The following is a 24,387-nucleotide window of genomic DNA, read 5'->3' as shown; positions in this document are numbered from 1 at the left end:
TAGGACGTGTACAGATGGCTTACACCTGTACGTCGTTCAACCCTAAAACATCTTTCATGTCATATTTACGCGCTTCACGACCTACAACCCATGCAGCAGCTCGTACTGCACCAGCAGCAAAGTTCATACGGTTCGTGGCTTTGTGAGTGACTTCAACACGCTCACCTTCACCAATAAACATAACAGTGTGTTCACCTACAATATCACCACCACGGATGGTTTCAAAACCAATGGTTTGGCGGTCACGTGGCCCTGTATGCCCTTCACGACCATAAACAGCAACTTCTTTTAAGTTACGGCCTAAAGTATCAGCAATCGCTTCACCCATCATTAACGCTGTACCAGATGGTGCATCTACTTTATGACGGTGGTGAGCCTCAATCACTTCAATATCTACTGTATCGCCAAATACTTTAGCTGCAAGCTCAAGTAACTTGATTGATACATTTACGCCAACAGAGTAGTTCGCCGCATATACTACAGGTGTATGTGTTGCCGTTTCATCAAGCTCAGCTTTTTGTTCATCGGACATACCTGTTGTTCCAATCACCATGGCTACCCCAGCTTCACGGCATAGCTTTAAATGCTGAGCAGTTGCAACCGGTGCAGTAAAATCAATGATGACATCACAGTCTTTAAGAACTTCTGTCAAACTTCCTGAAACCTTTACCCCCACTGAGCCAATTCCTGCAAGTTCACCAGCATCAGTGCCGACCAAACTACTCTCTGGACGTTCTACTGCTGCAGCCAATTGATAACCTGCTTGTTGAACTGCCTGAATAAGTGTGCGACCCATACGGCCACCTGCGCCCAAAATACCAATGCGTGGAGCTGCTGACATAATCCTTCCCAATCTTGTGTTTTACGTAATTGGCTTACTATATCAAAACTCTTTGCTCACAATAAAAAGTAAAAAATATTTTTTAAGATGAACCGAAATTTAATCAGTTTTCACAAAAGTTAAAGAATTGATCTGCACACTACCGAGCCACGAATGAAAAAAAGATGACTATAAGGAGTTCAGCATGCATTCGAAAATTATGGGCTTAATAGCCGTTATGGGGATGATGAGTTCAATGGCATTTGCAGAGCCTGCAATCCAACCAGGGGACACACTAGAAAGCTTATCTAAAGCACGCATTATCACGAATGTAAATGCGAAAGCGGCGATATCTACAGCTCAAACAAGCATAGCAAGCAATACTACTGCTGAAGTTAAAGTTGAAGATATTGACCCAATCATTGAAGAAAAAACTGCCGATGTAGAAACAGTAAAAGTAGCTCCAGTTGCATCAAGCGAACTTATTGTAAGTGTTGACGACATCGATGTTGCTCACCCTACAGAGTAAGCAGACGTAATTTTCTTTTAAGCAGAATAAAAATAATAAGATGAATCAGCGCAATAAAAAGGCGGATATTTTTGAATATCCGCCTTCTTTTTAATTTACGATCTAATCAAGCATTAATCGAATAAACGATCAAAGAATGATTTTTTCTTTGGTGAAGAAGCACTGTCTTCGCCATCGAAAGATGCTTGTAATTCTTTGAGTAACTCACGTTGACGAGACGTTAAGTTGACTGGTGTTTCTATGACGATACGGCAAAGTAAATCACCCACCATGCTGCTACGTACAGGGCGAACACCCTTGCCACGTAAACGGAATAATTTACCTGTTTGAGTTCCCTCAGGGATCTTCAAGCTAACACGACCTTCTAAAGTCGGGATTTCAATTTCTTTACCAAGTGCAGCATCCGCAATGCTTACTGGTACGTCCATATATAAATCGGCGCCATCACGTTGGAAAATTTCGTGTTCACGAACAACCACTTCAACGTATAAGTCACCCGCTTGACCATCACGGATCGCCTCGCCTTTACCACTTAAACGAACGCGGTCGCCATTATCTACACCGGCAGGAATAGTAACTTCTAATGTTTGCTGGCGATCAGCTACGCCTGAACCATGACATGCATGGCATGGGTTTTTAATAATTTTGCCTTGGCCACGACATGTGCCACAAGTTTGTTGTACAGAGAAGAAACCTTGCTGCATACGTACTTGTCCTGAACCATGACAAGTTTTACAGGTTTCTACATCTTTTGGATTTTGAGAGCCTTTACCATCACACACATCACATGGTGCCGGAGCAGTAAAGGTAATTGTTTTTTTAACCCCTTTTACAGCTTCTTCAAGGGTAAGTTCCATGACATAGCGTAAGTCTGAACCGCGACGTTGGCGTTGCTGACGTCCGCCGCCACCAAACGCTCCACCAAAGATATCACCGAACTGGCTGAAAATATCTTCTGCACTGAAACCGCCAAAGCCACCACCAGCGCCACCAAAGCCGCCTTCAAATGCATTATGTCCCATACGGTCATACATGCTGCGCTTTTCGCTGTCGGATAAAATCTCATAAGCTTCAGAAGCTTCTTTAAACTTTTCTTCAGCCTCGGCATTGTCAGGGTTTCTGTCAGGATGATATTTCATCGCCAATTTACGATAGGCTTTTTTGATCTCATCATCACTTGCGGTTTTTGAAACGCCTAAAACCTCATAATAATCACGTTTAGCCATGTTTGGCGGTGCTCCTCACGGAAATTTTATCAATACTCTATTGCCGACTAAATGGGGGGCTTTAGCCGAATTTACAAGGGGAAAATGTTTAAAAAATAGATATATTAAAAAACTGCCTTATTTTTTAAATATTTAGACAAGCCTTTTAACCATGCATTTAATAAAAATAACCAAGCAATAGCGCTAAAAACAACACCAGCAACTGTTGATGCCGTTACCCAAAGATTGCTGTTCCATGCAAAAAAGAAGAGAGGAATAAACCAAACAACAGCAAAAACTGACATGAAGAGGAATAGAATACCATTGCGCATAATCCAGAGCGCATGGGCATGAATCCAAACTTCAGCATTATCCACAACAGCTACTTTACGAGCGACCAGATAAGCAAAGGCCGCGAAAATAACCGTAAACAATGCAAGAAACATGAACGCATAAGAAATTACAATATAACGGCGATGCTGTTCGATATGGTCTTGCCCCATCTGTATTTCACCTCAATTCGCTGCACTATGCCTATTTTTTATGCAGCGAAGTAATCCTGTATTTTTTGTGTAAAGACAGGTGCTACTATATTGGAGTTTTCAATATTTCGCACCTTTATTCACAAAAAAATTATGTATTTTATGCGGTTTTTTTCACCTTAAACCACGCAGCATACAATGCAGGTAGGAAAAATAATGTCAGCATGGTCGCTACAATCAGTCCGCCCATAATTGCAACAGCCATTGGACCGAAGAAAATACTCCGCGAAAGTGGAATCATCGCTAATACAGCTGCCAAAGCCGTCAGAATAATTGGACGGAAACGGCGTACTGTTGCATCAATAATCGCTTCCCATGTTGGATGCCCTGCTTGCCTATCTTGTTCAATCTGATCAATCAAAATGAGCGAGTTACGCATAATCATACCGGACAAGGCAATGGTTCCTAGCATAGCCACAAAACCAAATGGTTTATTAAATAGAAGTAAGAACAGAACAACACCGATTAAACCTAATGGCGCAGTCAAGAACACAATCGTTGCCCGAGACAGACTCTTCAGCTGAATCATCAGTAATGTCATCACAACCGCTAAAAACAGTGGCATACCCGCATTAACTGAACTTTGCCCACGTGCCGACTCTTCGACAGTTCCACCCACTTCAATCAGATAACCACTTGGTAACTCAGCGCGTAACTTGTCCATTGATTCGGCTAACTCACCCACAACAGTTGCTGGCTGTAATTTAGTACGAATATCTGCACGCACAGTAATCGTTGGTAAACGGTTACGGTGCCAAATCAGGCCATCCTCAAACTTATATTCAATTTTCGCAATCTGGGCTAACGGTACTGTCGTTCCATTGGCTGTTGGGACTGCTAAACTTGCCAGTGAAGCGACTTCAACACGCTCAGCTTGATCTCCACGTAAACGGATTTCAATGAGTTCACGCTTTTCACGATACTGTTCAATTGCACTACCTGTAATTGAAGCGTTCAGGAAGTTCGCCAAATCCACACTAGAGACACCCATTTGTCGAGCACGGTCTTGATCAATCTGAATTGCAATAATCTTACTTGGCTCACCCCAGTCCAAATGCACATTGGTGGTATTCGGGTTCTCACTAATGACCTTCGCAACCTGCTGCGCCTCTTTACGTACCAGATTGAGATCTTCACCTGACACGCGATACTGCAATGGATAACCCACAGGTGGACCATTTTCTAGTAATGACACACGAGTACGAACTTGTGGAAGCAGCTGTTTAATTTGGGTTTCTAAAGAGCGACGAATTTCATCACGGTCATCAAGTGAGGTCGCTAAAACCACAAATTGTGCAAAACTAGCCTGTGGCAATTGCTGGTCTAACGGTAAATAAAAACGCGGTGAACCTGTACCCACATAAGCCACATAGTTATCAATACCTTTTTGTTTAGACAGAAACTGTTCAACCTTTTTCACCGCTTGTTCTGTAGCGGTTAATGAAGCCCCTTCTTCAAGTTTTAAATCGACTAAAATCTCGGTACGGTTTGAAGGTGGGAAAAATTGCTGAGGAACCATTTTAAACATCAGCACAGAGAGCACGAATATCCCGACTGTCGTTGCAATTACAGTTTTACGATAGGTCACGCAAAACTCGACCATTTTCCTAAAACGTAAATAGAAACTAGACTGATAAGGATCGTAATGATGGTCCTGTGAAATCTCGATAGTTTGTGCTTGCGGTTTTTTCGTTAATCTTGCCCATAAACGAACATACCAAGGTGCTTGATGTCCTGTCTTAGTAAAATCAGGCAGTAGTTTTTCACCCAAATAAGGCACAAATAAAACTGCGGCAACCCAAGACACCAATAAGGCAATGGTCACTACCTGAAAGATCGAACGCGTGTATTCACCTGTACTAGACTGTGCCGTAGCAATAGGTAAAAAGCCCGCTGCCGTAATGAGTGTCCCTGTCAGCATTGGAAATGCTGTGGTTTTCCACGCAAATCCAGCGGCCTTAATTCGGCTATAGCCCTGCTCCATCTTAATTGCCATCATCTCGACCGCAATAATCGCGTCATCGACCAGTAAGCCTAAAGCCAAAATCAGAGCACCCAGAGAAATCTTATGTAGTCCGACATCGAATACATTCATGCCGGCAAAAGTCATTGCTAAAACCAAAGGAATGGAAAAAGCGACCACTAAACCTGTACGGAAACCTAAAGAGAAAAAGCTCACTAACAAAACAATAATGACTGCTTCAGCAAGTACTTTCACAAACTCATGAATACTGCGTTGCACAGCTACTGGTTGATCAGACACCTTCTGCAGTTTCATACCTAAAGGTAGAGTCTTTTGCAGTTGGGCAAATTCCGTTTCCAGATTTTTACCCAAGGCAATAATGTCACCGCCCTTACGCATTGATACGGCAAGGCCAATACCATTTTCACCCATAAAACGCATACGAGGTTGAGCCGGTTGACTAAAACCGCGGTAAACATCAGCGACATCACCAAGTTGAATGGTTTTGTTGCCTACCAGTAAAGGCGTTTTCTTAATTTCATCAACGCTCTGTAAATGTCCACTTACACGAATTTGAATACGATCCGTACCGGTTTCAAAGAAGCCAGCGCTTGCCATACTATTTTGCTTTTGTAAGGCTTCTTGAATTGCAGAGAGAGGAATACCGAGCTGAACTGCTTTAGTGTTTGAAATCTCAATCCAGATTTTTTGGTCTTGTAAGCCAACCAATTCGACTTTGCTAACATCCTTGACGCGTTGCAGCTGTAATTGCAAACGATCGGCATATTCTTTCAAAAGTGCATAGTCAAAGTCCTTGCCTGTCAGTACATAAATATTACCGAAAGTATCACCGAACTCATCATTGAAAAAAGGGCCTTGTACACCGCTTGGGAGTTCAGTGCGAATGTCATTGACCTTTTTACGAACGTTGTACCAAACATCAGGAATCTGTGCCGACTTCAATGAATCCTTGGCAAAGAAAGTAACCATAGACTCACCCGGGCGGGAGTAGGCCATAATCTTTTCATACTGCCCTGTGGTCATCAGTTCCTTTTCAATGCGATCAGTTACCAACGTTGAAACTTCTTTGGCAGTCGCTCCAGGCCAGTAGGTTTTGACGACCATCACTTTAAAGGTAAAAGGCGGATCTTCACTTTGTGATAGTTTTGAATAAGAGATTGCACCGATAATGCCAAGCAACAGCATGAAATAAAGGACAATGCTTTTATTATTCAGTGCCCATTCCGAGAGATTGAATTTCATGGCTTCGTTGCCCCCTGAATTTTCACCGCACGGTTTTCACGGTCAATCGGATGAATCTTCTGCTTATCGCGTAGCAAATGAACCCCACCAATCACAACCCAATCATTTGGTGTTAAACCCGATAATACTGGCACACTATCTCTGCCATATGCCCCAACGGTTACAGGTACTTTACGTAAAGTTTGGTTGGCATTGACTACCCATACATAAGCTTGATTATCTGTAGCTGAAACACTCGAAAGAGGAACACTCATGACATTAGTTTGAGTCGAGCTAAAAAATACACGTGCACTTTGTCCAAGCTGAATAGCAGATTGGCCTTCTTTGAGTGCAACTTTCACAGTAAAGGTACGAGACTGATCAGCCGCAGGAGAAACTTCACGTACATATCCGGCAAATTTTTCATTCGGTTTAGACCACAAAGTAATCCAAGCCGCTTGACCAACTTTAATCTCGGCAACTGCTTGTTCAGGTACACCAATGACCACTTCACGCTCACCATCAATCGCCAATTGATAAGCTGCTTGACCTGCTGAAACGACTTGTCCAATTTCAATATTACGCGCTGTAATCACCCCGTTTTTATTAGAAATGAGTTGGTTATAACCAGTTTGGTTTGCAGAAACTTCATAGTTAGAGCGGGCTTGTTGTAACGCTGCTTGAGCCGCGTCGTACTGATTTTTGACCGTATCAAATTGTGAACGGCTTACTGCATTGACAGGTAATAATTGTTGAAAACGTTTAAGTTCATCTGATGCTGTTTTCGCTGCTGCCTGTGCATTTTGTAATTGAGCTTTGGCAGCATTTAATTGTAGCTGAGCATCTGCTACATCGAGCTTTGCTAATACTTGTCCAACTTTAACTCGGTCGCCGACATCGACATAGCGAGCCGTAACTTGCCCACCCACCCGAAATGCCAAGGCAGTTTGTTGTCGAGCCTGTACATCTCCTGCATAGCTTTTTAATTCGTTTAGTGTGGTCGAAGGCTGCGTCACCATCACATAGGGTATTTCTTCTGTTTTGGGAGCCTCTTTACTACACCCCATTAATGTGACCGTGCAAACAATCACCATACTCATGATGAGAGGTTTTAACAGATTCATATCTTATCGCTCTTATTCAAACTGATTTTTTAAGGCACAATATGCTTGCATCATAGTTTGTTTGTTTTTTAATTAATATACCCATGGGGTACATTAATTAAAGAAAAACTTATAAATATCTATTTTTTTAAACTTTTATTAGAGGGTTTTGTGCAAACAGTTAATCAAAGTGGTCGTCCTAAAGATCTGGAAAAGCGTGCTCGTATCTTACAAGCCGCTAAAGCTATTTTTTTAAAATCTGGTTATCACGGTACCAGCATGAACCAGATTGCACAGGAAGCCGGAGTTACTAAACTCACGGTTTATAACCACTTTCAAGACAAAGCAAACCTGTTTATCTGCGCGATTACAGAAACTTGCGAAGAGACTCTAGGCACTAAACCATTTGAATTAGATGCATCGGCAGATTTTTATCAAACACTATATATGGTGTGTTCGCGTGCCTTGCAGATTATTTATTCACCTGAAGCATTAAAGCTTGAACATGTGTTATTTGAACTCGCAGCAGAACAGAGCCCTTTAGCTGAACAATTTTTCACGGCATCCCATACCCGACTTCAAAATCTGTTAGCCGCGTTCTTCCAAAAAGCAGCTGAGCTAGGTTTTATTCAGGCCGATAATCCCGTTTATCAAACAGAGCTTCTTTTAACGTTGTTGCTTGGTGTACGTCACCATAAAGTTCTACTTAGGATTATTGCTGTACCAAATGCGCAAGAGTTAGACCAGATTATTCAAGATGCAATTCATTTATTCCTGCTTAAATATCGGAATTAAACCAAAGTCCGATTGCCAAAAGTTGCACTGAGTGCATGTCATCTTTTAAGTCGCTATAAGCGAATTAAATGTTATTTTTTAAGCAAAAATTCACATTTTCTTACGCTCAAAGCTTGGAATGTTTGTTAATCGCGCTATATTCGATAAGAATAAGAACAGGAGAAAAATAGCATGGTTCAGCAAATCGATGCGCCACTGCGTGAGGATGTCCGCTTACTTGGCAATTTGTTAGGTGAAACCCTAAAACAACATGCAGGACAGGAACTGTTTAATCAGATCGAGCAAATCCGTGCGCTTGCCAAAGGTGCACGTGATGGTCAAGCTGAAGCCGAAAAGCAATTAGAACAATTATTTTTAGAACTGCCCGATGAAGAGCTATTACCTCTCACCCGCGCTTTTTCTCACTTCCTCAATTTTGCCAATATTGCCGAGCAATACCATGTCGTGCGTAGCCGCAGACAGGCAGAATTTGATTCGGAGGCTAATTCTCCAAATCCACTTGTTCACTTATTTCAAAAATTTAAAGATAAAAGTATTTCGACAGAAAAACTATTTCAGCAAATTTGTGATTTAAATATTGAACTGGTACTTACGGCGCACCCAACCGAAGTCAGCCGTCGTACCCTCATTCAAAAATATGACGATATCAACGCTTGTCTTTCACAGCTAGATCAGCAAAAGCTTACTCCACGTGAACGTCAAAACGCACTTGCGAACTTAAAACAGCAAATTAGTTCGGCTTGGCAGACAGATGAAATTCGTCAGCACCGCCCGACTCCTGTCGATGAGGCAAAATGGGGCTTTGCAACCATTGAGCAAACACTTTGGAATGCTGTACCTAAATTCATTCGTGAATTAAATGAATTAGTTCAAGACAATTGCCAACAAAACTTACCACTCAATATTGCGCCAGTGCGCTTTGCTTCTTGGATGGGTGGAGACCGTGATGGTAACCCGAACGTTACTCATCAAATCACTCAAGAAGTGCTGTGGTTATCACGCTGGCAAGCTGCTGACCTTTACCTGAGAGATATTGAAAATTTACGTTGGGAACTTTCAATTCAGACCTGTTCCGAAGAAATGATTCAAGCGATTGGTAGCCAACATGCAGAACCTTATCGTGAGTATTTACGTGCTACACGTGAACGCTTAAAAGCAACTCGTCACTGGTTAGCGCAGCGTCTACAAGGTTTAGAAGCAGATGACAGCAATGTAATTAAAAGCAAAGATGAGCTATTACAACCATTATTGCTGTGCTATCGCTCTTTAATTGACAGTAACCTTCCAGAAATTGCAAATGGTCAACTTCTTGACTTTATCTACCGTGTGAACTGTTTTGGTATTGAATTACTTAAACTTGATATTCGCCAAGAATCAGGTCGTCATCGCCAAGCCATTTCAGCCATTACCGAATATTTAGGTTTAGGTAATTTTGAGTCATGGACTGAGCAAGCACGCCAAAACTTCCTCATTCAGGAACTACAAAGCAAACGTCCACTTCTACCGAAATATATTAATGAGCCAGAAGGTAGTTTGATTGGCCACCCAGATGTTCAAGAAGTATTTGCAACTATGCGTACTTTGGCTGACCAACCGCCTGAGTCGTTAGGCGCTTATATTATTTCGATGGCTGAATATCCAAGCGATGTTTTAGCTGTATTGTTACTGCAAAAAGAAGCAGGTATTCAGCACCCTTTACGTGTGGTGCCTCTGTTTGAAACTTTAAAAGATTTAGATGGCGCTGCAACAACCATGAATACGCTGTTCAATATGCATTGGTATAAGCAGCACATTCAGGGTAAACACGAAGTGATGATCGGTTACTCCGACTCAGCAAAAGATGCTGGCTTTATGTCTGCCAACTGGGCGCAATATCGTGCTCAAGAAGAACTGACTGCTATTGCTCGTACACACGGCGTACAGTTGACCCTATTCCATGGTCGTGGCGGCTCAATTAGCCGTGGTGGTGCCCCAACCCAACAGGCACTATTCTCACAACCACCAGGTTCAATCTCTGGCGCAATTCGTGTGACAGAACAAGGTGAAATGATCCGCTTCAAATTCGGTCTAGAAGGTATTGCAATGCAAAACCTTGAAATCTATACCGCAGCAACACTTGAAGCGACACTGTTGCCACCACCAGAGCCTAAAGCAGAATGGCGTGAACTCATGAACCGTATGACAGATCATTCTGTGAAGGTTTATCGTCAAACAGTTCGTGAAAATCCACATTTTGTGAAGTATTTACGTACTGTCACGCCTGAGCTTGAATTACAAATGTTGCCTCTAGGCTCGCGTCCAGCAAAACGTAAAGTGAGTGGCGGCATCGAGTCTTTACGAGCCATCCCATGGGTATTTGCATGGACTCAAATCCGTTTGATGTTACCTGCATGGTTAGGTACAGGTGCTGCCATTAATGAAGTGATTGCCGACCAACAAAAAGCAACACTTGATGAAATGCTTCAGCAATGGCCTTATTTCCAAACGCTCATTGATATGTTGGAAATGGTATTGTCTAAAGCCGATGCCAACATTGCACTCTACTACGAATCTCATTTAACCGAAGATGAAGATTTAAAAGTACTCGGCAACCAGTTACGTCAGCGCCTAAAAGATGCTGTACAAACTTTATTAACCTTAAAAGATGAGTCAAAACTTCTTAGCAATAATGATGTTCTTGATCAATCTATGCAGGTTCGCAAACCATACTTACTTCCTTTGCATCTTTTACAGGCTGAACTCATGAAACGCCGCCGCGATTACCTAGCGGAGCGTCAGGCAGAGAATACCCCCGTTGACCATGCACTGATGGTCAGTATTGCGGGTATTGCTGCTGGTTTACGCAATACGGGTTAAGCTTTTTTACCAATCGTTTGACAAAGCAGCACATCACAGATGTGCTGCTTTTTACTTGCAAAGTTCCCCATTTTTCATAAATTTTCCCCGATTTTTTATTTTTTTAAAAATTTTTTTAAAATCATAAAATTAAGCTTTATTATAAAAAAATAACTAATTCCGCATATTTAGAATTATTAAGATTATACCAATCGTTAAAAAATAATTACTTTTCTCCCATATACTTCTCTCTAGAGATTAAATGCCTTCCCAAGAAAGGGTATGATTGCACCAATTAAAGAATAATGAGCTTATTTTATGTCCAACTGGTTTCCAAAATGGCAGCCTTACCAAGGTGATGTTGACCATCGACCGGTCTCTACCAATGAATATCTCCCACCAGTTCAAAGTGCCGTTTTAGGTATCCAACATGCATTTGCCATGTTTGGAGCCACTGTTTTAGCGCCGCTACTCATGGGTTTTAATCCTAACCTTGCTATTTTAATGTCCGGTATCTGTACCATCCTGTTTTTCTTAATTACAGGTGGTCGTGTTCCAAGTTACTTAGGATCAAGTTTTGCCTTTATTGGTGTGGTTGCAGCAGCGACTGGGCACATTACAGGTTCGGGTGCCAATCCAAATCTGTCTATGGCTTTAGGTGGAATCGTAGCGTGCGGTATCTTTTACGCACTCATCGGTTTTATTGTCATGCTTACGGGTACGCGCTGGATTGAAAAACTCATGCCGCCTGTCGTGACTGGCGCAATTGTGATGATTATTGGTCTAAACCTTGCACCTGTTACCATTAAAGGCGTTGCTGGTCAACCATTTGAAATGTGGATGGCATTAATTACTGTGCTTTGTATGGGCAGTATTGCAGTCTTTACCCGTGGTTTATTACAACGTCTACTTCTGTTGGTTGGTTTAATCTTAGCTTATGCAATTTATGCCGTCACGACCAATGGTTTAGGTCTAGGTAAACCAATCGATTTTAGCCAGATCTCACAGGCTGCATGGTTCGGTATTCCAAGCTTTTCACATCCTACTTTTGATACTAAAGCTATGCTAATTATTGCGCCAGTTGCACTTATTTTAGTAGCAGAGAACTTAGGCCATATTAAAGCTGTAGGTGCAATGACTGGTGAAAACCTAACGCCACAATTAGGCAAAGCATTTGTTGCAGATGGTTTGGCAACAACGCTTTCTGGTAGTGTCGGCGCGCCGGGGATGACCACTTACGGTGAAAACATTGGTGTGATGGCAGTCACTCGTGTGTACTCAACTATTGTATTTGTGATTGCAGGCGTCTTTGCAATTTTCTTAGGTCTATCTCCAAAATTTGGCGCGGTAATTAGTACCATTCCAAGCGCAGTTTTAACAGGTGCATCTATTGTCGTATTTGGTCTAATTACCATTGCCGGTGCAAAAATCTGGATCGAGAACAAAGTTGATTTTTCTAACAATAAAAACCTGATTGTTGCTTCTGTGACGATTATTTTAGGTGCTGGTAACTTTGAATTATTGTTCGGTAATTTCAATTTAGGGGGTATTGGTACAGCAACATTTGCGGCCATTATTCTCAATTGGTTGTTCAGTTTAAAAGATAAAACTTAAATTCAAAAAGGCAGCGTAAGCTGCCTTTTTTCATTCCGATTTAGTATGATGAATTTTTGCGTTTCAATGCGTTCCTATCATGCGTTTTGATTTTTTTGATTTACAGCTGGTCCTTCATATTGTCTCGACTGGTAGCCTAACTAAAGGTGCGGACCGCTCTGCTATTTCTCTTCAAGCAGCGAGTGAGCGTATAAAAAAACTCGAACAGTATTTTGAAACACCTTTATTTATTCGCCAAACCACAGGTGTAGAACTCACCACAGCAGGACATGCTTTTGTAGAACATGCTCGTCAGCTTTTAGCACAAAAAGATCAACTCGAACAAGAAATGCAGCGCTTTAAGTCTTCTACAATACAAGCCTTAACGCTTTGGTGTAACTCTTCTGCTCAAAGCGAATATTTGCCTCCGTTATTACCGCAATATTTAGTGCTTCATCCCGAAATGAATATCGATTTGCACGAAGCAGAAAGTTCAGAAATTGTAGATGCATTAACCCAAGGAATTGCGAGCCTTGGCTTGGTCTCAAGTTTTTTTGATACCCGACATTTGCAAACTAAAGAATTTGCGAGTGATCCTCTAGTTTTGATTTGTCCTGCTACACATGAGTTAGCACAATATCAACAGTTGAATTTGGTAGAGGCTTTAAGCTATGGTTTTATTGGCCTTAAAGCCCACCACTCTTTGCAACAGTCCATTGAAACTCAAGCTAAATTATTAAGCTTTAATATACAGTATCGTTTGCGCTTGCCTAACTTTAGCGCAATTGCTGAAGTCGTTGCCAAAGGCGTTGGTATTGCAATTATGCCTGCCCGTGCGGCACAGCGCTTGCAATCGGACTACAATTTCCATTCGATCCAATTACTCGGCGCATGGGCAAACCGAAAACTACTTTTGGCAACACAAAATTTCAACCAGCTGCCTAGCAGTTATAAGCAATTTGCAGATTTTCTATTAGAGCATCGCCCTTAGAAATTTGGTTTAGTGCAAAATCATATAAAGACCTAATGACACCAAACCTATAAAAAAGATACGGCGAAATAACTGCTCATTGAGTCGATAACGGATTTTTTTACCGATCCACATTCCAATGAGTGCAGCCAACAATGCAGCAAAAGAAAAACGATAGTCCAGTGTTACTCCAGACATCGGGTTATGGTGTAAAAAGACTGCAAGACAAATGGTAGAAACCGTAAACGTTAATCCCAAAGCCTGAACCAGCTCGTCACGTTTTAAATGTAAAGACTGCAAATATGGCACCACAGGAATGATAATAACGCCTGTGGCTACGGTGACTGCCCCACCAATATATCCAATAATCGGCGATAACCAGCGCTCATGTTTCCCTAAGTGTGGAAGCTTTTTGACACTCAGTCCATAAAGCCCATATAAAGCCAACATACAGCCTAATAAAATCTCACTACTGTGCCCATGACTTTGACTTAAAGTGGGTAGAAAGCTCCATATTGAACCAACCACAATGCCTACGAGTAAGGTCCAGAAACGGCGAATAAAAGCCCAAACATGCCCCTCAGCAAAAAGCTGCCAAACATTGGTGACCATTGAAGGAACAATCAAAAGAGATGCAGCCTGAAAAGGGCTCATTGCGATGGTGAGTAAACCCATTGATACTGCGGGCAAACCTAGGCCAATCATGCCTTTGATCATGCCAGCAAAGGCAAACACCATCATAATAATTGCTAAAAAAGTCACTGTTTATCTCCGATTCCCTACATGGTTATGCTACGGAAAAAACAGGTTTTGCCCTATTCTTGTTTTTAGGAGTAGGCCTCAATTAGAAGTTGAGGCCGTCTTGTATTTTTCTTCTAAAACATTACTAAAAATACTTTCAATCATCCAAACTCGGTACAAGCTATTAAACACATAGCTGTGACCATCAATACGTAGTTCTAAAACCGGCAGATCAGGCTGATGCTTGTCTTTGCAAAGTGCATCATTTTGTTCCAAGAGAGAAGGGACATCCTGTTCGGTTAAGTGCTCAATACCGAGTTGCTGTTGTAACTCTTGAAAATGCCTCTGGAAAGATAGGTCTTTTCCTTTCGTCCAAACTGCCTGCAAAATAGTAAAAATTGCATCGAGTTGCTGACTTTCCGGCACACTATAAAAAAGCTTTGCCATCTCAAGCGTACTTTCTTCTGTAGGACGACAAAAAGGTGTAAAAGCCACCTCAGTACGTTTAGAAACACGGGTTGCCAAGCTCCAGTCAAACCAGTCTCTGCCTTGGTAACTAAGCGGATAGACTTTTAACTGAATATCATAATAGTCTGCGAGTTCTTCTTTAATATATGCGAGAAGTAACCAGCTCATTGGATCTTCTAAAGCAATAAATACATCAAGCTCAGGGTGAAGAGCCTGAATTTCATTGAGTGCTTCAGCATCATTAATCAAATGTTCACGCCATTCGATATGATTAATTAAAAAAATCGGAATACCTGTCAGTAACTTTTGTTGTTTTAAACGACGGGTTAGACGTAATAAATCATCCACTGCGTGATATTTACGTCCACCAAATTCAAAGTACGCTGCCTGTACAGGCTCATCTGTAAAAATACGTTCTGGGAAATGCTGTGGCATCTGATGCTTCACCGCCATGGCATGTAAAGTACGTAACTTTCCATATTGCTGTTGCCAAAGCATGTGAAAGATATCTTCAAGTAAATGGAAGAAGTTCCGACCTTGTAATGGAGTTCTTTTTAGTATGACAGTGGCTTGTTTTAAAGCTTCTTGGCTTGGGATTTCTGGGAACTCATCAAAAGCAAAACGATGCTGATTTGCTAAAATCTTGGCATCATTTAAACAATAATTCTGCCACTCCTCATGCGTCATGCTGTTTGGAGGTTCAGAAGCTGTATGAGAAATAATAATTTTTAAAGGTTTAAGCTCATCACTTAAAATTTCATCTAGCTGAGACAATTGCTGAACAGCCAGATAGCTATACACATCATCAAGTCGTAAATAAATACTTAAACCATTTTCCGTGGGTAACACCGCTTGACGAGAAGGTTTTTGGTAAAACCAGCTCGATCGGATAGGGTCAAACCAACGGCGTAGCAGTGACATGAGTAGTGCCTCTAAAAAATAAATCCTAAGCGAGATCAAAAGTTATTTGATCATAGTGCAAGGTTAAACAGTAGTCGAGATAGAAAAATGACTACCTAAGTTCGCGCAGAAAATATGTCATGTTATTTCGCGAGTTTCTGCGTAGGTGAAGATTTTATCACCATTTTATGGCAAACCCATAGAATGATCTGAAAACACCTTTTTCTACAAGCGGATTTTTTTTACCAGACATAAAAAATGCACCCATAACATGATAGCAATTCATCGTGTTAATGGGTGCATGTTTCCTATTCAATTATTAAAATTGAACATTTTATAGAACGCGTACAGCTCCTTTTGCCGCACTTGTTGTATGCATTGCATAAACTTTTAACGCTTTTGATACTTTACGTTTACGTTCTTCTTTCGGATGCCAGCCTTTCGCTTCCTGAACTGTACGGCGGTGCGCCATAGTCGCATCATCAACGTTCAAGTGAATCGTACGGTTTGGAATATCAATTTCAATGGTATCGCCATCTTCAACTAAACCAATTGCACCGCCTTCCGCAGCTTCCGGCGAAACATGTCCAATGGAAAGACCTGATGAACCACCAGAGAAACGACCATCTGTCACCAATGCACAGTCTTTTCCTAAACCTTTCGATTTAAGATAGCTGGTTGGGTAAAGCATTTCTTGCATACCCGGACCACCACGTGGACCTTCGTAACGAATCACCACAACGTCACCAGCTTTAATTTCATGGCCCAAAATTGCATCTACAGCGGCATCTTGGCTTTCAAATACGCGTGCTGTACCCGTAAATTTAAGGATCGATTCATCTACACCCGCAGTTTTCACGATACAACCATCAAGCGCGATGTTGCCGTATAGAACTGCTAAACCACCATCTTTAGAGAATGCATGCTCTGCATTACGAATCACGCCTTTTTCACGGTCACCATCTAAAGTTGAGTAGTAACGGTTTTGTGAGAATGCCACTTGAGTTGGTACGCCACCCGGAGATGAACGATAGAACTCATAAACGTCGGCATCTTCAGTACGAATAATGTCCCACTTATCTAATGCATCTTTTAAAGTTTTCTCATGTACAGTCGGTACAGATACATCAAGTAAATTCGCACGATCAAGCTCACCTAAGATCGCCATAATGCCGCCCGCACGGTGAACATCTTCCATATGAACATCTTGTTTTGCAGGTGCTACTTTTGAAAGTACAGGAACTCGACGTGATAATTCGTCGATGTCATCCATGGTGAAATCAACTTCAGCTTCACTTGCCGCAGCCAATAAATGTAGAACTGTATTGGTTGAACCACCCATTGCAATATCAAGCGTCATCGCATTTTTAAATGCAGCCTTAGTTGCAATTGAACGAGGTAAAATACTTGCATCTTCTTGTTCGTAATAGCGCTTAGCCAATTCGACAATAAGCTGACCTGCTTTTAAGAATAATTTTTTACGGTTTGCATGCGTCGCAACAATCGAACCATTACCCGGTAAAGATAAGCCTAAAGCTTCGGTTAAACAGTTCATTGAGTTTGCAGTAAACATACCTGAACATGAACCACAGGTTGGACATGCTGAACGTTCAAATTCTGCAACTTCTTCGTCTGTATAACTTTCATCAGCCGCAACAACCATGGCATCAACAAGGTCAATCGCTTTTTCATTACCGCGGAATTTAACCTTACCCGCTTCCATTGGTCCGCCAGAAACAAAAACTACTGGAATATTTAGGCGCATCGCAGCCATCAACATTCCCGGTGTAATTTTGTCACAGTTAGAAATACACACCATGGCATCTGCACAGTGTGCATTCACCATGTATTCAACCGAGTCTGCAATCAAATCACGTGAAGGTAATGAATAAAGCATGCCGTCATGCCCCATTGCGATACCGTCGTCCACTGCAATTGTATTGAACTCTTTAGCAACACCACCTGCTGCCTGAATTTCTGCTGCGACAAGCTGCCCTAGATCTTTTAGATGGACATGGCCCGGAACAAATTGAGTAAATGAATTGACCACCGCAATAATCGGTTTGCCGAAATCTTCATCTTTCATTCCTGTTGCACGCCATAAGCCACGTGCGCCAGCCATATTTCTTCCGTGTGTCGATGTTTTTGAACGATAGTCAGGCATTTGTGTTTCCAACAAGTTGTGCTTGAGCGGAATTTCTTCCACTCTAGCTGAATGATACTGATATAGCGTTAGATCAGTCGGAATATTGACTCATCATCATAATTTGATCATTCTCCATTCTATAGAAGCAAATAATATAGGGAAAGCCAATAACGATAATACTCAGTCAATATTTAACAAAACTTACATGAATAATTTTTTATTTTTTTATAACCTTTTTTTATCAATAAAATTTTTTCAATAATTTTTTGTTCACTATTAAAAAACTAAAACGCTCGATCGCTATGAGTTTAGGGCTTCAAACGTTTTTCACGTATACTACCCATAAACTCTTTTTGGATTGCATTTGTGAAAATTATTTTTGCTGGCACCCCCGAATTTGCTGCAACAGCATTGGCGGCTTTATTAAAAACTTCCCATGAAATTATCGCGGTTTATACTCAGCCAGATCGTAAATCGGGTCGTGGACAAAAATTAACGCCATCCCCTGTGAAACAGCTTGCACTTGAACACAATATTCCTGTTTATCAACCACTCCACTTCAAAGCTTCCACCGAAGAAGGCTTGGCTGCTCAACAAGAATTGGCTGCTTTAGGCGCTGATGTGATGGTGGTTGCAGCCTATGGTTTGATTCTTCCACAAGCTGTACTCGATACACCTAAATATGGCTGTTTAAATATTCACGGCTCATTATTACCACGCTGGCGTGGTGCAGCGCCAATTCAACGTGCGATTGCAACAGGTGATGAAGAAACTGGTATCACCATCATGCAAATGGCTGCCGGTTTAGATACAGGCGATATGATGTATAAAACCTATTGCCCAATCACTGCCGAAGATACTTCTGCGACTTTGCATGACAAACTTGCAGATCAAGGTGCAACAGCAATTTGTGCAGTACTTGAGTCAGAAGAAACACTACAAAAATATTTGGCAGAACGCGAAGTTCAAGACGAAAGCTTAACGGTCTATGCTCATAAACTCGTAAAGTCAGAAGCTCGTATTGATTGGTCAATTGATGCTGTTCAAATTGACCGAAATATCCGTGCATTTAACCCTTGGCCAGTCGCTTTTGTTCAACTTGATGAAAATAATGCACTGCGTGTTTGGAACTCAACAGTTTCTAGTCAAAGCAAAGCAGATGCCCAAGCTGGTGAAATTATTGCAATTGATAAACAAGGCGTGCATGTTGCTTGCGGTGAAAATACATTTGTTTGTTTGACGAGTGTGCAATGGCCGGGTGGTAAAGCATTAAATGCTCAACAAATTGCACAAACTCAAAAACTTCACGTAGGACAGATTTTGCCATGAGTCAGGTTAATTCAAATTCATCACGTTTTAACCTACGTTCTCAAGTCGTCCAGACGTTATTAAAAGTTCAGCAAGGACAATCACTTGCTAGTATTTTAAATACACAGCTCAATCAAGTGGCAGAGCGTGACCGTGCTTTATTCCATGAGCTTGTATTAGGTACATTGCGTCAATGGTTTGCCCTTAAATCAATTAGCTTACCTCTACTCAGTAAGCCTTTAAATAATGAGACAGTAGAAACCTGCCTATACGTTGGTCTTTATCAAGTTTTATGTACGCGTATTGCAGCACATGCTGCCATTTCGGAAACAGTAGATGCGACCAAACAACTTGGATTCCCTGCACTCAGTGGCATTGTAAATGCTATTTTACGCCGAGCTACTCGTGAAACTGATGATTTTCAGCAAGGTTTACAGCAAGCGCATGGCTTACCAAGTTGGCTCTTTAAGCGACTAAAAAAAGATTGGGGTGAACAAACCGAAGCACTCTGCCAATCATTAAAACAAGTTGCACCTTTAACTTTACGAGTGAACCAGCGACACATTGGTCGAGATGCTTATTTAGCAAAACTACAAAGTCTAGATATTCAGGCACGTGCATGTGCTCTATCTGAAGCAGGTATTGTTCTTGAGCAATCTGTACAAATTACCCAGCTGCCTGGTTTTGAAGATGGATGGTTTTCTGTACAAGATGAACATGCACAGCTATGTGCAACTCTATTGCCTGATTTAAACAATAAAATAGTGATTGATGCTTGTGCTGCTCCAGGTGGTAAAACAGCTCACTTGCTAGAAAAATTTAAACCAGCACAGTTAATCGCAATTGATCAGGACGCGAGTCGTTTAGTCCGCGTGACTGAAAACTTAAACCGACTAGCACTAGATCAAAGCCATACTGAAATTCTGGCTGCCGATGCAACCGAGTGGACTCCGACTGAACCAGTAGATTGTATCGTGCTTGATGCACCTTGTTCTGCGACAGGTGTCATTCGACGTCACCCTGACATACGCCTATTACGTCAATCCACCGATATAGCGCAAACCATTGAGCTACAAAAGCAGATTTTGGAACACATGTGGCAACAACTTAAAGTTGGTGGCACATTGCTCTACATCACTTGTTCAATTTTAAAAGCTGAAAATGAACAACAGATGATCGACTTCTTTGCAGAACATACCGATGCAAAAGAAGTGAAAATCGAAGCAGCTTGGGGAGTTGAACAAACTCATGGCAAACAATTGTTGCCACAAGCTCAATCTGGTGATGGATTTTATTATTGTAAAATCCAAAAAATCGCATAAAAAAAGCAGGCTTAAAAGCCTGCTTTTTTTTCTAGACCAATATCAAAGTGTGTGCTGGTCTTTTACTTCTTCTAAAACTTCATCTAACTCTTCAGGATGCTTAGATAAATGTAAGATGGATAAAGCCAGCCCACCCCACACAAACACCATTGAAATGATCATCATCACGATTGCCGAAGTATTCATTCCTTTATCCTCCTAGCGATCTTTCATTTTGCTTAACACGATAGCAACGACTGCACAGAAAATCACACTGCCCCAGCCGAATATACCTTGTAAGCTCATACTATAAGTATCATAGCCATTTTTGATCAAATTAAAAACAGTCATAGAAAGTGTTGTTAATAAGATTAAAGAGGTAATAACAGTTAAAGTGAAGTCCCAACCTTTACCCAATTGAATAGTTGAAATTCGGTTTACATGGTCACGAAGCTCTTTAAGTGCTGAACGTTTAAACCAAGCTACACTAATAATTGAGATCAATGCACCACCAATAATCCCAATGTTATTAATAAAGTGGTCAACAATATCAACAAGCTTAATTGCATTTACACTTGAGAATAAAATAATTGATACAAGCGCACTACCACCACCAATAATGGTTACAGCTTTCTTACGTCCCCACTTTAACTTATCTTGCATCGCTGCAATCGGCACTTCCAAAATACTCACCATTGAAGAAATACCAGCTACAAATAATGAAGAGAAGAACAAAAGACCAAATAGGTCAGCACCAGAACCTAAACTTGAAATAATTTTAGGAAATGCAATAAATGCGAGTCCAATACCACCACTCACAACATCTTTAACTTCAGTACCTGCCGCATGCGCCATAAAACCAAGCGCAGCAAAAATACCAATACCCGCTAAAATCTCTGTCGATGCATTGGCAAAACCAACAATAAGACCAGAACCTGTTAAATTGGTTTTTGGTTTTAAATAGGATGCATAGGTCACCATGATCCCGAAACCAACAGAAAGTGAAAAGAAGGTATGACCGTAAGCAGCTAACCAAACTTTATAGTCCATCATAGCAGACCAGTTTGGGGTAAAGAATGCATTTAAACCTTGTGCCGCACCAGGTAAACGCAATGACTGAATCACTAGAATAGTAAATAAAACAAATAATAAAGGCATGAAAATCTTATTCGATAATTCAACACCTTTTTTCACTCCACCATATAAAATGATTAAAGTCAGTGCCCAAATTCCTACAATTGGCCAAAATAGATGACTTACAAATTGCAAATCAAAGCCTGTTGCTTTTGAGGTCTGTAAGTAAGTATTGAAGAAGAAGCCTTCTGGGTCGCTTCCCCACATTTGACCAATAGAGAAATAAATATAACTGCCAGCCCAAGTCAGTACACTTGCGTAGTACAAACCGATGATGATACAAACACAAACCTGCCACCATCCTAAAGTTTCTCCACCCTTAAACAAAGCTCTATAGGCTTTAGGAGGTGAACCTGTACTACGATGACCTACCGCATAATCTAAAAATAGTAACGGTAAACCAGCAGTAATCAGTGCAAGTAAGTAAGGAATAAGAAACGCACCACCACCATTTTCATATGCAACGTATGGAAAGCGCCAAATATTACCTAAGCCTACAGCCGAACCAACGGCTGCAATAATAAAACCAGATCGTGACGTCCAGTTTTCACGAGAATCTGTCATAGAACACCTAATGTTAAGAGATTACTTATTTTTACTGCTATTGTTGATTGTTATTCCGCATGCAAAAAAAGAACCAAAAAATACTTTTGTGTTTGTAGAAAATAAAATGAACCTTTTGAGTATTTTTCTTCCCTAAACAAACAAGCAAAAATAGAAAATTCTTCCTTAAAGATTTTTGTCCATTTTTTGCCCCTATATAGCTGAACAATACCTGTTTTTATTTCTTTTTACTGTAATTTCCATCTGAAATTTTACGTTTTTTTAGAAATTTTGATCTAGTCTGATCATTTTTTAACTGATATTAGTATTTTAAAGCATATTATTGTGCTGCTATATACAATGATATTTTCTACCATTTAAATTCTTTTAGATTTCACAAAGTGGATATATCAACTAATTTTTCTCATAATAATGAGCAAAACATCATTTTCTGTTTTCACAAAATTTATACTAAGTTCTATAAAATAATTTCCACAACAAAATACATATTTTTATATAAAAATCAAAAACATATAGTATTTAAAAAAATTAAAGCTCTATAAGTTTTTTTATACACTATTTTTCATCAATGCATAACTACCCAGATATCTATATCATGCGCTCAAAGATTTCTTTTTCTTAGGATATGATGATGAAGATATTAAAAATGTCTTTTTTAGCACTCGGGATGAGTCTTAGCGGATTTGCTCAAGCGGATTTTATAGGGGTTAAAGGAGACGTGAGTTACTGGTTTTACGATGGTAAAGCAAACATGTCTTCACAATTACCAGATGACCAAGATTTAGATCGAAAAGGTAGTGCTCAACTATCATTAGCTTTTGAGCACCCAATTCCATTTATTCCAAATGCAAAAATTCGCTATGTAAATCTAGATACGCAAACTAAGTCAGAAACCTTAGGCCAAGCTAACTATAAAATTAATTTAGATCATAGCGATTTTATTCTTTACTACGAATTATTAGATAATATTGTGAGTGTAGACGCTGGTCTTGGTGCAACTGTATTAAATGGTGATATCACTGCTTATACTGGCAAACGTGTGGATATAGATAAAACATATCCTATCGCTTATTTGTCAGGCGAAGTAAAACTTCCATTCACAGGTTTAAGTGCTAAAGGCGAAGCAACCTATACAAACTTTAATGATGCAAAAATTACTGATGCATTAGCAGAGGTAAAGTATAAATTTATCGATAATTTAGCAGTTGATTTAGGCTTGAAAGCTGGCTACCGCCTACTCAATATTGACTTAGATGATTACGATAATAATGACCTAAAATTTGAGTTTAAAGGTCCTTATGTAGGCTTAGAAGCACATTTCTAAATCAGATTCAGATATAAAAAAGAACTCTATATGAGTTCTTTTTTATTTAAATCATATCTACATAACCTGAATATTCTCGAATTCTTTGACACCATGCTCGAATATTTGGGTATAAATTTAAATCAAAGCCGCCTTCCTCAGCGACATGTGTGTATGCATATAAAGCAATATCAGCAATGGTTAATTGATTTCCAACAAGATAATCATACTCTACTAAAGTTTTATCCATAATTGATAACGCTTTATGCCCTTTTGGTTGTAAATTATGATATTCATCTATTCTTTCTGCTGGTAAACCTAAATATTTATTAATAAAACGAGCAACTGCAATAAACGGTTCATGGCTATATTGTTCAAAGAACAACCATTGGTACATTTTTGCTTTAATAAAAGGATCTGTAGGAATAAATTTTGTTCCTTCAGCCACATAACCTAAAATAGCATTGGATTCACTCAAAACACGACCATCATCCAGCACTAATACAGGTATTTTTCCATTCGGATTTAACGACAAAAAATCATCTGTTTGAGTTTCTTTGTTTAAAATATCAACATGGATCCATGTATGATTAATTTTTAATAAGGAAAGTAATAATTTAATTTTATAACAGTTACCAGAACCTACATCACCATAAATTATCATCGATTCACTTCCCTTATTATGCTTACTTAAAAGATTAATTTTCTTGTTATTTATAACAAAACTCTTTCTTAGAATTAATATATATCTGCTTTTATTGTCTACTTTATTCAGAGTTTTATATTTATTTTAATTTTAGCCATAAAGCAACACCCCGGTTTCTTTCGAAACCGGGGTGTTTGAATAATGAGCTGGCGATGACTTACTCTCACATGGGTAACCCCACACTACCATCAGCGCTAAGAGGTTTCACTTCTGAGTTCG

General features: G+C 40.3%; 19 protein-coding genes and 1 rRNA gene. 8 read left to right on the top strand and 12 right to left on the bottom strand.

The features are described 5' to 3' along the window. Positions 1-19 precede the first annotated feature (19 nt). Positions 20-841, bottom strand: coding sequence for a 4-hydroxy-tetrahydrodipicolinate reductase (gene dapB, locus F985_RS20155; protein ID WP_004704703.1), 822 nt, complete (start codon positions 839-841; stop codon positions 20-22). Positions 842-1,025: 184 nt separating this feature from the next. Here dapB and F985_RS20150 point away from each other — a divergent pair, with 184 nt between their 5' ends. Continuing rightward, positions 1,026-1,349, top strand: coding sequence for a hypothetical protein (locus F985_RS20150; RefSeq protein WP_004704701.1), 324 nt, complete (start codon positions 1,026-1,028; stop codon positions 1,347-1,349). A 113-nt stretch (positions 1,350-1,462) separates the two neighbouring features. Here the strand turns inward: F985_RS20150 and dnaJ are convergent, their stop codons facing one another. The 4 genes from dnaJ to F985_RS20130 all read right to left on the bottom strand — a co-directional run bounded on the left by dnaJ (position 1,463) and on the right by F985_RS20130 (position 7,425). Continuing rightward, complete coding sequence (gene dnaJ / locus F985_RS20145; protein WP_004704700.1) at positions 1,463-2,575, bottom strand: molecular chaperone DnaJ; 1,113 nt, start codon at positions 2,573-2,575, stop codon at positions 1,463-1,465. A 104-nt stretch (positions 2,576-2,679) separates the two neighbouring features. Then, positions 2,680-3,057 (bottom strand): hypothetical protein, encoded by a 378-nt coding sequence (locus F985_RS20140; RefSeq protein ID WP_004704698.1) that lies wholly within the window; start codon positions 3,055-3,057, stop codon positions 2,680-2,682. 139 nt (positions 3,058-3,196) lie between these two features. Further along, positions 3,197-6,322, bottom strand: coding sequence for an efflux RND transporter permease subunit (locus F985_RS20135; RefSeq protein ID WP_004704697.1), 3,126 nt, complete (start codon positions 6,320-6,322; stop codon positions 3,197-3,199). Further along, complete coding sequence (locus F985_RS20130) at positions 6,319-7,425, bottom strand: efflux RND transporter periplasmic adaptor subunit (RefSeq protein ID WP_004704696.1); 1,107 nt, start codon at positions 7,423-7,425, stop codon at positions 6,319-6,321. The genes F985_RS20135 and F985_RS20130 overlap by 4 nt, the downstream gene beginning before the upstream one ends. 150 nt (positions 7,426-7,575) lie before the next feature. Between F985_RS20130 and F985_RS20125 the strand changes: the two genes are divergently transcribed. The 4 genes from F985_RS20125 to F985_RS20110 all read left to right on the top strand — a co-directional run bounded on the left by F985_RS20125 (position 7,576) and on the right by F985_RS20110 (position 13,618). Then, the gene (locus F985_RS20125) at positions 7,576-8,199 is read left to right on the top strand and encodes a TetR/AcrR family transcriptional regulator (protein ID WP_004704695.1); all 624 of its coding nucleotides are present in this window, start codon (positions 7,576-7,578) and stop codon (positions 8,197-8,199) included. Positions 8,200-8,370: 171 nt separating this feature from the next. Beyond that, on the top strand, positions 8,371-11,055 hold the full coding sequence (gene ppc, locus F985_RS20120; RefSeq protein WP_004704694.1) for a phosphoenolpyruvate carboxylase: 2,685 nt from the start codon (positions 8,371-8,373) through the stop codon (positions 11,053-11,055). 297 nt (positions 11,056-11,352) lie between these two features. Next, entirely contained in the window at positions 11,353-12,648 is a 1,296-nt protein-coding gene (locus tag F985_RS20115) for a solute carrier family 23 protein (protein WP_004704691.1), read from the top strand. Between the two features lie 79 nt (positions 12,649-12,727). Then, entirely contained in the window at positions 12,728-13,618 is an 891-nt protein-coding gene (locus F985_RS20110) for a LysR family transcriptional regulator (RefSeq protein WP_004704688.1), read from the top strand. A gap of 9 nt (positions 13,619-13,627) precedes the next feature. Here F985_RS20110 and F985_RS20105 read toward each other — a convergent pair whose 3' ends face one another. From F985_RS20105 to ilvD, 3 genes are all read right to left on the bottom strand, one after another. Then, positions 13,628-14,359: a sulfite exporter TauE/SafE family protein gene (locus F985_RS20105; RefSeq protein ID WP_004704683.1), complete on the bottom strand. Its 732-nt coding sequence runs from the start codon at positions 14,357-14,359 to the stop codon at positions 13,628-13,630. Positions 14,360-14,437: 78 nt separating this feature from the next. After that, positions 14,438-15,727 carry a hypothetical protein gene (locus F985_RS20100; protein ID WP_004704681.1) on the bottom strand — a complete coding sequence of 430 codons (1,290 nt, stop codon included), beginning with the start codon at positions 15,725-15,727 and terminating at the stop codon, positions 14,438-14,440. Positions 15,728-16,040: 313 nt separating this feature from the next. Next, positions 16,041-17,870 (bottom strand): dihydroxy-acid dehydratase, encoded by a 1,830-nt coding sequence (gene ilvD, locus F985_RS20095; protein ID WP_019458622.1) that lies wholly within the window; start codon positions 17,868-17,870, stop codon positions 16,041-16,043. Between the two features lie 348 nt (positions 17,871-18,218). On the opposite strand from ilvD, the gene fmt reads away from it, so the two are divergent. After that, a complete protein-coding gene (gene fmt / locus F985_RS20090; protein ID WP_004704677.1) occupies positions 18,219-19,181 on the top strand; it encodes a methionyl-tRNA formyltransferase in 963 nt (320 codons plus the stop codon). Further along, positions 19,178-20,482 (top strand): 16S rRNA (cytosine(967)-C(5))-methyltransferase RsmB, encoded by a 1,305-nt coding sequence (gene rsmB / locus F985_RS20085; protein ID WP_004704676.1) that lies wholly within the window; start codon positions 19,178-19,180, stop codon positions 20,480-20,482. The genes fmt and rsmB overlap by 4 nt, the downstream gene beginning before the upstream one ends. Positions 20,483-20,524: 42 nt before the next feature. On the opposite strand, the gene F985_RS20080 is transcribed toward rsmB, so the two are convergent. Beyond that, positions 20,525-20,668, bottom strand: a complete 144-nt coding sequence (locus tag F985_RS20080) for a methionine/alanine import family NSS transporter small subunit (protein WP_004704675.1) — start codon at positions 20,666-20,668, stop codon at positions 20,525-20,527. Positions 20,669-20,680: 12 nt separating this feature from the next. Continuing rightward, complete coding sequence (locus F985_RS20075) at positions 20,681-22,159, bottom strand: sodium-dependent transporter (RefSeq protein ID WP_004704674.1); 1,479 nt, start codon at positions 22,157-22,159, stop codon at positions 20,681-20,683. Positions 22,160-22,790: 631 nt separating this feature from the next. On the opposite strand from F985_RS20075, the gene F985_RS20070 reads away from it, so the two are divergent. Next, positions 22,791-23,483 carry a TIGR04219 family outer membrane beta-barrel protein gene (locus F985_RS20070; RefSeq protein WP_004704673.1) on the top strand — a complete coding sequence of 231 codons (693 nt, stop codon included), beginning with the start codon at positions 22,791-22,793 and terminating at the stop codon, positions 23,481-23,483. A 46-nt stretch (positions 23,484-23,529) separates the two neighbouring features. Here F985_RS20070 and F985_RS20065 read toward each other — a convergent pair whose 3' ends face one another. Together F985_RS20065 and rrf are read right to left on the bottom strand one after the other, a co-directional pair. Beyond that, positions 23,530-24,126: a glutathione S-transferase family protein gene (locus tag F985_RS20065; protein ID WP_004704672.1), complete on the bottom strand. Its 597-nt coding sequence runs from the start codon at positions 24,124-24,126 to the stop codon at positions 23,530-23,532. A 186-nt stretch (positions 24,127-24,312) separates the two neighbouring features. Then, positions 24,313-24,387: ribosomal RNA gene (rrf, locus tag F985_RS26365) — 5S ribosomal RNA — on the bottom strand; the annotation flags it as partial.

Source organism: Acinetobacter seifertii (genome assembly GCF_000368065.1).
Classification (GTDB): Bacteria; Pseudomonadota; Gammaproteobacteria; order Pseudomonadales; family Moraxellaceae; genus Acinetobacter; species Acinetobacter seifertii.
The sequence above is the reverse complement of the archived record's forward strand: the minus strand, read 5'-3'. Positions and strand labels throughout refer to the sequence as shown.